Raw genomic sequence first — 11,273 nt, 5'->3', positions numbered from 1 at the left:
GCAGGCGGATGCCGGGGGCGTCGCCGCGAAGGCCTGCCGGCCGCGGCGGGGCCCGCCAGATCGCGAAGATGCGTAGCAGACGCGCAGCAACCCGCAGCGACCGGGCAACAACCTCACTTCAACCGCGCAACAGCGAATCTCCGCAGCGTTGGCCGAAGAGAAACATGGTCGGCAACCACTCCCGCGCGATGCGGGTCAGCACGGATGTATCAACCGCGATCGAGCCACCCGCGGGCGACCGCCGCCTCCACGTCCGCCTGCGTGTCGATGTCGCGCGCCGGTTCCGCGGCGTCGAGGACGAACAGCGCATCCGGATCGATCGTGCGCAGGCGGGCGCCGAAGCCGTGGTCGGCCTGCAGGCGCGACAGGTCTTCGAACCATGCCGCCGGCACCACCGCGGGCATGCCGACGGCGTCGTCCAGCCGCGTGGCCGCGCATCCCGATGGGGACACGACCGCGCCGTCCACCAGTGCACGCAGCTGCGCGAGCTCGAGCCCCGGCAGGTCGCAGGGCAGGATCAGCACGCGACGGTCGGCGCCGGAGATCCGCGTCGCCGCGACCTGCAGGCTGCCGGCGAGGCCGCGTTCCCATGCGGTGTTGAGCACGACTTCGCAAGCCAGCCCTGCCACGGCGGCTTCCATCGCCGCATGCCCTGCCCCCACCACCAGCAGCACCCGTCCGGCCCCGCTTTCGATCGCCAGCCGCACGGCCCGGTGCACCAGGGATTCTCCGTCCCGCGTGAGCAGCTGCTTCGGCCTGCCCAGCCTGCGGCTGCCACCCGCCGCCAGCACCAGCGCGACGTGGCCGTCGCTCATGCCTCGCCGGTCCGCGCGCGCCACTGCTGCAACTGCGCGGCGACGCTGAGCGCGATCGCTTCCGGCCCCTGGCCGCCGAGGTCCAGGCCCACCGGCGCATGCAGGCGGCCTGCCAGCACTTCGCGCTGCGACGGAGACAGCAGGCCCAGCAGGTCGTCGCGCCGCCGTGGCGGTCCGAGCAGGCCGACGAACGCGACCTGCGTGGCGGCCAGCGCGTCCAGCGCATCGCGATCGCGTTCGAATCCGTGGTGCATCACCAGCGCCGCGGCATAGTGGCGGGAGTCGCGCAGCGCCGTGTCCATCGCCTCGTGGTGCGCATCGGCCAGCGTGCCGGCATCGCGCCAGCGCTCGCGCGGTTCGACCAGGGTGGTGCGCCAGCCGAGTTCGCGCAGCAGGCGCAGCAGCGCAGGCGATTCCGGGCCGGCGCCGAGCAGCAGGATTTCAGGCAAGGGCGCCAGCGGCAACGACCAGCGTGACACGTCGCCGGACCATTCCGGAAGCGCGGCCGGCAGTTGCCACTGCGCGCCGCGCTCACCCGTGCGCAATACCACATCACCGGAGTCGTTCACCGTTCGCTCCAGCACCACGCCGCCTTGCAGCCAGGCCTGCAGCACGTCCGCAATCCCCGCCATCGCGGCGAGCGGCAGCAGCGCGATGCGCAGCCGGCCGCGGCAACCCACGGCGGAACCCGAGAACAGGTCCTCGTCGTCGCGGGTATCGATCTCGATCCAGTCCACGCGCCCGCCGAGCGCCGCCTGCCCCGCGCGTTGCGCGAGTTCCGGCTCAAGGCAGCCGCCGCTGAGCCAGCCGGCCTGTCCTTCGCCTGCGAACAGCGCCATCGCGCCTGCGCGCGAGTAGGTCGAACCCTCTGTGTCCAGCACCAGCGCCAGCGCCGCATCGGTGCGCGCCGACGCCGCGAGCGCGGCTTCCAGCACCGGGCGCGGATTGCCGGCCGCGAGGAACCGGCACGCCCCTGCCGCTGGCGTCATGCGGCGCCCGGCAGCTTCCCGATCAGCTTGTCGAGCGTGATCGGATACTCGCGCACGCGCACCCCGGTGGCGTTGTAGATCGCGTTCGCCACCGCGGCGCCGACGCCGCAGATGCCGAGTTCGCCCACGCCCTTGGCCTTCATCGGCGAGGAGATCGGATCGGTCTCGTCCAGGAACACGACCTCCTGATGCGGGATGTCGGCATGCACCGGCACTTCGTAGCCGGCCAGGTCGTGGTTGACGAAGAAGCCCAGGCGCTTGTCCACGGCCAGTTCCTCCATCAGCGCGGCGCCGGTGCCCATCACCATCGCGCCGATCACCTGGCTGCGCGCGGACTTCGGGTTGAGGATGCGACCGGCCGCGCAGACCGCGAGCATGCGGCGCACGCGGATCTCGGCGGTGTAGGCATCCACGCCGACCTCGACGAAATGCGCGCCGAAGGTCGACTGCTGGAACTTCTTGTCCAGGTCGCCGAACTCGATCGCATCCTCGGCCACCAGTTCGCCGTCCTTCGCGGCATCCGCCAGCGCGAAGCTGGCCCCGCCGGCCGCGACCTTGCCGTCGGAGAATTCGGCGGTGGCGGGATCGAGGCCGAGCCTGGTCGCCACCGCCTCGCGCAACTTCATGCAGGCCGCATACACGCCCGAGGTCGAGGTGTTGGCGCCCCACTGCCCGCCCGAGCCGGCCGACGCCGGAAAACTGGAATCACCCAGACGCACGTCCACCCGGTCCAGCGGCACGCCCATCATCTCCGCCGCGGTCTGGGCGATGATGGTGTAGCTGCCGGTGCCGATGTCGGTCATGTCGGTCTCGACCACCACCCGGCCGTCCGCGCCCAGGCGCACGCGCGCGGCGGATTTCATCACCAGGTTGTTGCGGTAGGCCGCGGCCACACCCATGCCCACCAGCCAGCGGCCCTCGCGCACCTGCGCAGGCGTGGCGTTGCGGCGGCTCCAGCCGAATTGTTCCGCGCCGGTGCGCAGGCACTGCACCAGCTGGCGCTGCGAGAACGGACGCTCGGGCTTCTCCGGATCGACCTGGGTGTCGTTGAGGATGCGGAATTCCACCGGATCGATGCCCAGCTTCTCGGCCATCTCGTCGACCGCGGCTTCGAGCGCCATCATGCCCGGCGCTTCACCGGGCGCGCGCATGGCGTTGCCTTCGGGCAGGTCGAGTTCGGCCAGGCGCAGGGCGCACTTGCGGTTCGCGCCGGCATAGAGCCAGCGCGTCTGCTGGGTGGCCACTTCCGGGCCTCCGCCGGGCAGGTCGCCGGACCAGCTTTCGTGCGCGATCGCGCCGATCCTGCCGTCCTCGCCACAGCCGATGCGGATGCGCTGGATGGTGGCCGGCCGGTGGGTGGTGTTGTTGAAGATCTGCGGACGCGTCAGGGCGACCTTGACCGGCCGCCCGGCCGCCTTCGCACCGAGCGCGGCCAGCACCACGTCGGCGCGCAGGAACAGCTTGCCGCCGAAGCCGCCGCCGATGTACGGCGAATCCATCCGCACCTTGTCGGCCGGGATGCCGAGCGTGCGCGCGAGGTCGTTGCGACCCCAGTCGATCATCTGGTTGGAGGTCCACACCGTCAGCGCATCGCCGTCCCAGGCCGCGATGGTCGCGTGCGGCTCCATCATCGCGTGCGACTGGTCGGGCGTGGTGTAGGTGACGTCCAGCTGCACCGGCGCCTTCGGGAAGGCCGCATCGAAATCGCCGGCGCCGGTGTCGGGCTCGTTCTTCGGCATCGTCGCCGAATCGCGCCGCGCGGCCAGGTCGAAGCGCCCCTCTTCGCGCGCGTACTCCACCCGCACCAGCTGGGCCGCGGCCCGCGCCTGCTCGAACGTCTCCGCCACCACCAGCGCGATCGCCTGGTGGTAGTGCTGCACCTGCGGGCCGCCCAGCAGGTGGGCGGTGTTGAACCGGCCCTTGGTCAGCTTGCCGGCATTGCCGGCGGTGACCACGGCCAGCACGCCGGGCGCGCGTTCGGCCGCCGCGGTGTCGATGTTGCGGATGCGGCCCCTGGCGATGGTGGCGCCGACGACATGGCCATAGGCCTGGCCGGCCACCACATCGTGGCGTTCATAGGCATACGGCGCCGCTCCGGACACCTTCCGCGGGCCGTCGATGCGATCGACCGGCTTGCCGACCACCTTCAGCTGATCGATCGGATTGGTGGTGGCAGGGGTGTCGAATTTCATGCGCGAACTCCCGCATCCACCAGCACGGCGGCGATGCTGCGCTCGGCCAGCGGCAGCTTGAAGGCGTTGTGGTCGGTGGCGCGCGCATCCGCGAACAGCCTGCCCGCCACGGCCTGGCTGCCACGCGGCAGTTCGGCGTCGGCCGCATCATCCCGCCAGGGCATGGGCGCCACGCCGCCGAGGGCGACGCGTCCGCTGCCGTCGCGCTGCACGATGGCCGCCACCGATACCAGCGCGAACGCATAGGAAGCACGGTCGCGCACCTTGCGATAGACCTGCCTGCCCCCCACCGGCTCGGGCAGGGTGACGGACGTGATCAGCTCGCCCCGCTCCAGCACCGTCTCCAGGTGCGGGGTGGTCCCGGGCGGGCGGTAGAACCGGTCGAGCGCGATGCTGCGCGTGCTGCCGTCGGGCTTCACCGTGTCGACGCTGGCGTCGAGCACCCGCATCGCCACCGCCATGTCGCTGGGATGGGTGGCGATGCAGGCGTCGCTGGTGCCGACCACCCCGAGCTGCCGGCTGACGCCTTCGAGCGCCGCGCAGCCGCTGCCCGGCAGGCGCTTGTTGCACGCCTGCGCGGTGTCGTAGAAGTACGGGCAACGCGTGCGCTGCAGCAGGTTGCCGGCGGTCGTGGCCTTGTTGCGCAACTGGCCGGAGGCGCCCGCCAGCAGCGCGCGGGAGAGCACCGCGTAGTCGCGGCGCACACGCCGGTCGGCGGCCAGGTCCGTGTTGCGCACCAGTGCGCCGATGCGCAGGCCGCCGGCGTCGGTCGGCTCGATGCGGTCGAGCCCGAGCCCGTTCACGTCCACCAGGTGCGTGGGCGTCTCGATCTCCAGTTTCATCAGGTCCAGCAGGTTGGTGCCGCCGGCGATGAAGCGCGCGCCCGGTGTCCGCGCGGCCGCGGTCGCGGCCTCGGCCGGCGTCCGGGCGCGCTCGTAGGAAAAGGCCTTCATGCGCGGCTCCCGCCGACGTCGGTGATCGCGTCGAGGATGTTCGAGTACGCGCCGCAGCGGCAGAGATTGCCGCTCATGCGCTCGCGGATCTCGTCCGCGGTCGCACGTGGCCGCGCGTCCAGATCCTCGCTCACGTGGCTGGGGATGCCCGCCTCGATCTCGTCGAGCACCGCCACCGCGGAGCAGACCTGGCCCGGCGTGCAGTAGCCGCACTGGTATCCATCGTGCTTGACGAAGGCGCGTTGCATGGGATGCAGCGCGTCGGGGGTGCCGAGGCCTTCGATGGTGGTGATCTCGTCGCCGGCATGCATCACCGCCAGGCTCAGGCAGGCATTGATCCGGCGGCCGCCCGCGATCACCGTGCACGCGCCGCACTGGCCGTGGTCGCAGCCCTTCTTGCTGCCGGTGAGCCTGAGGTGCTCGCGCAGCGCGTCGAGCAGCGTGGTGCGGGTGTCGATCCGCAGCGCATGCGCAGTGCGGTTGACGGTGAACTCGAGGTCGGCGAGCACCGGCGGACGAGGGGGTTCCGGGGCGGCGGCCTGCGCCAGCGCCGAGGTGGCGGGTATCGCGCCGGCCACCACGGTGGTGGCGCCGGTACGCAGCACGTCGCGCCGGGACATGGTGAAGACGTCTTCCGGAAAAGGCATGCAGGGGTTCCCTTGGCTGGTCGCGGGCGGCACCGGGGTGCCGCGGGACGATGGCTGATGGAAAGTAGACACCGGGGCATGTAGCGCGGCGTGAAAGCCCGACCACGTCACAGTGACGGTTGCACCAGGCGAAGCACACCCGTTTTCCGCATGGACATCCATGCCACGCCGCCGGCCCGCAACCCCGCGCCGCCTCATGCGCGCGCCGGCAGTACCCGCGGATTGCGCAGCACCAGCGCCGAGACCAGCGACACCAGCACGCCCACCGGGAAGATCTCCACGAACGTCATCGGCATGCGCAGCAGCGGGTTGCGGTACATCGTCTCGAACCCACGTGCCTGTTCCACCGCCGCGGCCAGGGCGTCTCCGCTCAGCCCCTTGTCGTGCGCGCGCTCGATCATCTGCGCGGCGAACATGGCCGCGAAGTCGTTGTCGATCAGCACCAGCGACAGCTCCCACGCCGCCACGTACACCAGGCTCGCGACCAGGCTGATGCCCAGCCCCAGCGCGAACGCCGGCCAGAACCGGATCACGCCGCCGCCGGCGCTGTCGCGATGGCGCTTGATGCCGACGAACACCGCCGACAGCGCGACCAGCATCGAGGCGAACCCCGCCGCCATGCCCCAGTCCGGCGGCGGCTGGCCCTGGTAGGCCAGGCTGACGCCCAGCAGCGAGGCGCCGACCACGACGCCGGCGATCAGGCCGTACTTCAATACGATGCGCAACATGGGACCTCCGGGTCCGGGATGGAGAGGCGCCATTGCGCGGCCGGCTCCCCGCCGCCGCAATCGCCCGGAAGGGTGATTGTGCGCCGATCGCCCCGATGCACTAGGCCCCGAGGGGGTGATCCGCCCGGCCGCCCCGCGCGCGAGACCTGGCCGATGCGCCTTGCAACCGGGATCAGGCGTCCAGCCGCCGCTCCACCACCATCGCCACCAGCCAGTCGACGAACACCCGCAGCCGCGCGCTCACGTGGCGGTTGGGACGCCAGGCGACGAACAGCGGCAGCGGGTCGATCCGCCACTCCGGCAGCACCTCCACCAGTTCCCCGGCGGCCACGTGCGCACGGGCGATGTAGGTCGGCAGGGTCACGACGCCGAGCCCGGCCACGCCCGCCGCCACATAGGCATTGCCGTCGTCCACCGCCAGCATGTGGCGTCCCCGCACCTGCACCCGCTCGCCGGTACGCTGCATGTCCATCGGCAGCACCGCGACGCCCCGGCGCATGGACTGGAAGGCCACCACGCGGTGCCTCCCGTGGTCGGACAGGTCGCCCGGGTGTCCCGGCACGCCGGCGCGCGCCAGGTAGCCTGGTGCGGCGAAACAGCCCATCCGCAGGTCCACCAGCTTGCGCGCCACCAGCGACTGGTCGGCGAGCGTGCCGCCGCGGACCACGCAATCCACGTTGTCGTCGACCAGGTCGACCACGCGGTCGCTCACGCCCAGCTCCAGGGCGAGCTCGGGATAGCGGGCATGGAACGCGGGCAGCGCCGGGATCAGCACCAACCGCGCGAACGGGCTGGGCACGTCCACCCGCAGCCGGCCGCCGGGTGCCGCCGCCGCGCCCACCACGCTGGCCTCGGCCTCGGCCAGGTCGGCCAGCAGGCGCACGGCCTGGTCGAAGAACGCGGCGCCGTCGGACGTCAGCGCCACCCGCCGTGTGGTGCGGTTGAGCAGCCGCACCCGCAGCCGCTGTTCCAGCTGCTGCACCAGCTGGGTCGCGGAGGTGCGGCTGATGCGCAGCGACTCCGCGGCGCGGGTGAAGCTGCCGGTCTCCACCACGCGGACGAAGGCCTGCAGCGCGTCGAACCGGTCCATGCGCGGGCTTCCCGATCGGCTTGATTGTTTGGATTCTACGAACATTCCTGCGCGTACCGGCCCGTTTATCCGCGCAGCGCACACCATCACAGTAGTGCCAGTCCAACCCGGCCCGCTCCACGGCGGTCCATCCACGGAGATCTCCCATGAACAGCCGCGACGTCGTCTTCCCCCCGCACCCGCACGCGCTCTACCAGCGCCACAGCTATTCCCCCGCCGTTCGCGCCAACGGCTTCCTGTTCGTGTCCGGCCAGGTCGGCAGCCGCGAGGACGGCACGCCGGAGCCCGACCTGGTCGCGGAGGTGCGGCTGGCCTTCGCCAACCTCGACGCGATCCTCGCCGCCGCCGGCTGCACCTTCGCCGACGTGGTCGACACGACCTACTTCATGGTCGACCCGGCGCAGACCATGGAGACCATCTGGCCGGTGGTGCAGGAGTACCTGGGGCCGGGCCCGCATCCCGCGCTCACCGCGACCGGCGTGACCTGGCTGTCGGGCTTCCGCTTCGAGATCAAGGTGGTGGCGAAACTGCCCGGAGAGGCTGCGGGCTGAACATTCGACGCGGCCACCATCCGTCGCCGCTGCCGAGCCCCCTCAGGGCACCAGCCCCAGTTCACGCGCGCGGCGCAGGGCATCGGTGCGCCGGCGCGCACCGAGCTTGGCCAGCAGGCGCGCGACATGGGTCTTGACCGTGTTCGGCGAGACGTGCAGCCGGGACGCGATCTCCTTGTTGGAGTGCCCCGCGGCGATCTCCATCAGCACCGCCAGTTCGCGGTCGCTGATGCCCAGCGCCTGCTGTGCCGCAGGGTTGCCGTCGAATGCCGGCACGGGCGTGCGCCGCGCCAGCAGGCGGGCGCCGAGCCACGCGCCGAGCGCGAGGAACCCGGCCGCCAGCAGGCCTTCGAACAGCAGCGAGGCATGGCTGCGCACCAGCCGCTGGTAGTCCAGCCACTGCAGTGCCAGCGTGCCCAGCGCAAGCAGTCCGCCGTAGAGCAGCACGGGTTTCCACGGCAGTCGCGAGGCGGAGCGCAGCATGCGCGCATCCTAGCCGCCCCGCCGCCCCCATGGTTGCCGCCACCGCGCAGGCGGCGGTATACAGGCGGCCCTGCCGATGCGAGAAGCGCGCCATGCCCGTCCACGAACAACTCGACTACGTCGAATTCCCCGCGCGCGACCTCGACGCGACACGCCGTTTCTTCGCCACGGCGTTCGGCTGGACGTTTACCGACTACGGCCCGGACTACATCGCCTTCGCCCGCGACGGCGCGGGACTCGATGGCGGCTTCTACCACGCCGACCTGGCCGCGCGCACCGACCGCGGCAGCGCGCTGCTCGTGTTCTACAGCGCGCGACTGGAAGACACGCAGGCGAAGGTGGAGGCCGCCGGCGGCACCGTGGTCAAGCCCGTGTTCGAGTTCCCGGGCGGCCGCCGCTTCCACTTCATCGAACCCGGCGGCAACGAATTCGCGGTCTGGTCGGACGCCTGAGGCGTCACGTGGACCCCGACCTGCCGGCGATTCCGGACGACGACACCCCGACCATCGCCGAACGCGCCCTGGTCCTGCGCGCAGGAGGTCGCGAGCAGCCGGTGCGGGTGGCCTTCGGCACGCCGCGGCGCGACGTCCCGGTCGTCGGCGGGCACGACTGGCGTTGCCCGGTCCGGATCGAGGTCGGCGACGCGCTGATCCGCCGGCAGGCGCTGGGCATCGATTCCTGGCAGGCGCTGCAGCTGGCCTTCGCGATCGCCCGCGACGAACTTGCCGCCCTCGCCGCACGGCCCGGCGCGGAATTGCTGGCACTCGGCGTTCCCCTCGATCCCGGGCACCCCGACCTGCCGCATCGTCCCGGTCCGCCGTGGATTCCCTGATCGCGTCCGCGGCGCGTGCGCTGGCGGCAGGCGACGCGCTGGGCGCGCTCAAGCGCGTGGCATTGCGCGAAGATCCGCCGGCGCTGGCGCTGCGCGGGATCGCGATGGCGCAGCTGGGCGAGTACGCCCGCGCCCGCGAGCTGCTGCACCGCGCCGCGCGCGCGTTCGGCCCGCGCGAGACGCTGGCGCGCGCCCGCTGCGCGCTGGCCGATGCCGAGATCGCGCTGGCGATGCGCGACCTCTCCGCCACCCCGCGATCGTTGCATGCCGCGATCGCCGTGCTCGAGGCGCATGGCGACGTCGTCAACGTCGCGCATGCGCACCTGGTCATCGTGCGGCGTTCCCTGCTGCTCGGCCAGCTCGGTGCGGCGCACGACGCATTGCGGCGCCTCGACGGCGCGCCGCTACCGGCGTCGCATGCGGCGATCGCCGGCCTTGCCGCCGCCGAGCTGTCCCTGCGCGCACTGCGCAGCGGACCGGCGCGCGCTGCGCTCGCGCAGGCCGCGGCCGCCGCCACGCGCGCGCGCAATCCGCTGCTGCTGGCCGAGATCGAAGCCGCGCAGGCGCGCCTGGCGCAGCCGGTGGCGCGACGCCTCACCGCCACCCACCGCCAGCCGCTCGCGCTGGCCGACGTGGAGGCGCTGTTCGCCTCGGACGCGCTGGTGGTGGATGGCTGCCGCCGGGGCCTGCGCGTGGGCGGTGCATGGCTGGCGCTGGCACGACGACCGGTGCTGTTCGCCCTGCTGCAGGCACTCGCCGGTGCCTGGCCGGACGACATCGCGCGCGACGCCGTGATCGCCGCCGCCTTCCGCCTGCAGCATGCAGACGACACCCATCGCGCGCGATTGCGGGTGGAACTCGGCCGGCTGCGCGCGCTGGTGAAGCCCTGGGCCGCGATCGAGGCCACCGCCCGCGGCTACCGCCTGGTGGCGCACGGCGCGCGCGAGGTCGCGGTCCTGTTGCCGCCGATCGAGGGCGAACAGGCGCAGCTGCTGGCGCTGTTGTCCGACGGCGCGGCCTGGTCCACCACCGCGCTCGCGCTCGCGCTGGGCACCAGCCAGCGCAGCGTGCAGCGCGCCCTCGCGGAGCTCGAAGCCGACGGCCGCGCGCACGCGCGGATGCGTGGCCGCACCCGGCGCTGGATCGCCGCGCCGCCGCCCGGATTCGCGACGACATTGTTACTCCCGGCGGTGCCGGCGCCGGCGTAGATTGCGCTCGACCCCACACGACACCGGAGACGCGCATGAACGCCCACCCACACCACACCGCCGAAGCCCCCGCCATCGGCAGCACCGAGCTCGTCCACGATTACGGTCCGTTCGACGGTGCAGCCGTGGCGGGCGTGAGTCACGACGGCCGCCATGTCTGGGCGGCGCTCGGCTCGCGCCTCACGGCGATCGATCCTGCCAGCGGCAAGCCGGTGCGCGCGCTGGAGCTCCCCTGCGACGCGGGCACCGCGTTCGACGGCACCCACCTGTACCAGATCGCCGAGGCGCGCATCGACCGCATCGACCCGGATACCGGCCGGGTGCTGCATTCCATTCCCGCACCGTCGGAAGGCTGCGATTCCGGCCTGGCCTGGGCAGAGGGCACGCTGTGGGTCGGCGAGTACCGCGAGCGTCGCATCCACCAGGTCGACCCGGACACCGGCACGGTGCTGCGCACCCTGACCAGTGACCGCTTCGTCACCGGCGTGACCTGGGTCGACGATGCGCTCTGGCACGGCACCTGGGAAGGCGAGGAGAGCGAACTGCGCCGCGTCGATCCGGCCGACGGCACCGTGCTCGAACGCCTGCGCCTGCCGGACGGGATCTTCGTCAGCGGCCTGGAATGCGACGGCGACGGCCTGTTCTGGTGCGGCGGCGGCGACAGCGGCAAGCTGCGCGCGGTTCGCCGCTCCGGCGCCGCGCCGCGCTGACGTCCTGCGCAGCGCGACGCGCTCGCGTCCAGCGGGTCAAGACACTCGCCTCCCCGAGATGCGCGCGTCGACAAG

Annotated in this window: 13 protein-coding genes; 5 read left to right on the top strand and 8 right to left on the bottom strand. The window is 72.3% G+C overall.

Features of this window, described 5'->3' with window-relative positions; all coding sequences use genetic code 11:
• Positions 1-209 precede the first annotated feature (209 nt).
• From QFW81_RS13170 to QFW81_RS13140, 7 genes are all read right to left on the bottom strand, one after another.
• Entirely contained in the window at positions 210-815 is a 606-nt protein-coding gene (locus QFW81_RS13170; protein ID WP_280579353.1) for a nucleotidyltransferase family protein, read from the bottom strand.
• Positions 812-1,804: an XdhC family protein gene (locus QFW81_RS13165; RefSeq protein ID WP_280579352.1), complete on the bottom strand. Its 993-nt coding sequence runs from the start codon at positions 1,802-1,804 to the stop codon at positions 812-814. Before QFW81_RS13165 ends, QFW81_RS13170 begins: the two co-directional genes overlap by 4 nt.
• Positions 1,801-3,996 (bottom strand): aldehyde oxidoreductase molybdenum-binding subunit PaoC, encoded by a 2,196-nt coding sequence (paoC, locus tag QFW81_RS13160; protein ID WP_280579351.1) that lies wholly within the window; start codon positions 3,994-3,996, stop codon positions 1,801-1,803. Before paoC ends, QFW81_RS13165 begins: the two co-directional genes overlap by 4 nt.
• Complete coding sequence (locus QFW81_RS13155) at positions 3,993-4,949, bottom strand: FAD binding domain-containing protein (protein ID WP_280579349.1); 957 nt, start codon at positions 4,947-4,949, stop codon at positions 3,993-3,995. Before QFW81_RS13155 ends, paoC begins: the two co-directional genes overlap by 4 nt.
• Positions 4,946-5,569 (bottom strand): aldehyde dehydrogenase iron-sulfur subunit PaoA, encoded by a 624-nt coding sequence (gene paoA / locus QFW81_RS13150; protein ID WP_425604044.1) that lies wholly within the window; start codon positions 5,567-5,569, stop codon positions 4,946-4,948. Before paoA ends, QFW81_RS13155 begins: the two co-directional genes overlap by 4 nt.
• Before the next feature lie 221 nt (positions 5,570-5,790).
• Positions 5,791-6,324: a DUF4199 domain-containing protein gene (locus tag QFW81_RS13145; RefSeq protein WP_280579347.1), complete on the bottom strand. Its 534-nt coding sequence runs from the start codon at positions 6,322-6,324 to the stop codon at positions 5,791-5,793.
• Between the two features lie 172 nt (positions 6,325-6,496).
• Entirely contained in the window at positions 6,497-7,414 is a 918-nt protein-coding gene (locus QFW81_RS13140; RefSeq protein WP_280579346.1) for a LysR substrate-binding domain-containing protein, read from the bottom strand.
• A gap of 146 nt (positions 7,415-7,560) precedes the next feature.
• On the opposite strand from QFW81_RS13140, the gene QFW81_RS13135 reads away from it, so the two are divergent.
• Entirely contained in the window at positions 7,561-7,965 is a 405-nt protein-coding gene (locus QFW81_RS13135) for a RidA family protein (protein ID WP_280579345.1), read from the top strand.
• Between the two features lie 42 nt (positions 7,966-8,007).
• Here QFW81_RS13135 and QFW81_RS13130 read toward each other — a convergent pair whose 3' ends face one another.
• Complete coding sequence (locus QFW81_RS13130) at positions 8,008-8,448, bottom strand: response regulator transcription factor (RefSeq protein ID WP_280579343.1); 441 nt, start codon at positions 8,446-8,448, stop codon at positions 8,008-8,010.
• Positions 8,449-8,540: 92 nt separating this feature from the next.
• Between QFW81_RS13130 and QFW81_RS13125 the strand changes: the two genes are divergently transcribed.
• The 4 genes from QFW81_RS13125 to QFW81_RS13110 are packed head-to-tail and all read left to right on the top strand — an operon-like array spanning position 8,541 to position 11,198.
• The gene (locus QFW81_RS13125; RefSeq protein WP_280579339.1) at positions 8,541-8,900 is read left to right on the top strand and encodes a VOC family protein; all 360 of its coding nucleotides are present in this window, start codon (positions 8,541-8,543) and stop codon (positions 8,898-8,900) included.
• Positions 8,901-8,908: 8 nt separating this feature from the next.
• Entirely contained in the window at positions 8,909-9,280 is a 372-nt protein-coding gene (locus QFW81_RS13120; RefSeq protein ID WP_280579337.1) for a DUF6968 family protein, read from the top strand.
• Entirely contained in the window at positions 9,268-10,488 is a 1,221-nt protein-coding gene (locus tag QFW81_RS13115) for a helix-turn-helix domain-containing protein (RefSeq protein WP_280579336.1), read from the top strand. Before QFW81_RS13120 ends, QFW81_RS13115 begins: the two co-directional genes overlap by 13 nt.
• Before the next feature lie 35 nt (positions 10,489-10,523).
• Positions 10,524-11,198 carry a Vgb family protein gene (locus QFW81_RS13110; RefSeq protein WP_280579335.1) on the top strand — a complete coding sequence of 225 codons (675 nt, stop codon included), beginning with the start codon at positions 10,524-10,526 and terminating at the stop codon, positions 11,196-11,198.
• Positions 11,199-11,273 lie beyond the last annotated feature (75 nt).

The sequence above is a fragment of the Luteimonas kalidii genome (assembly GCF_029887935.1).
In the GTDB taxonomy this organism is placed as follows: Bacteria; Pseudomonadota; Gammaproteobacteria; order Xanthomonadales; family Xanthomonadaceae; genus Luteimonas; species Luteimonas kalidii.
This window is presented reverse-complemented; position numbering and strand designations above follow the sequence as displayed.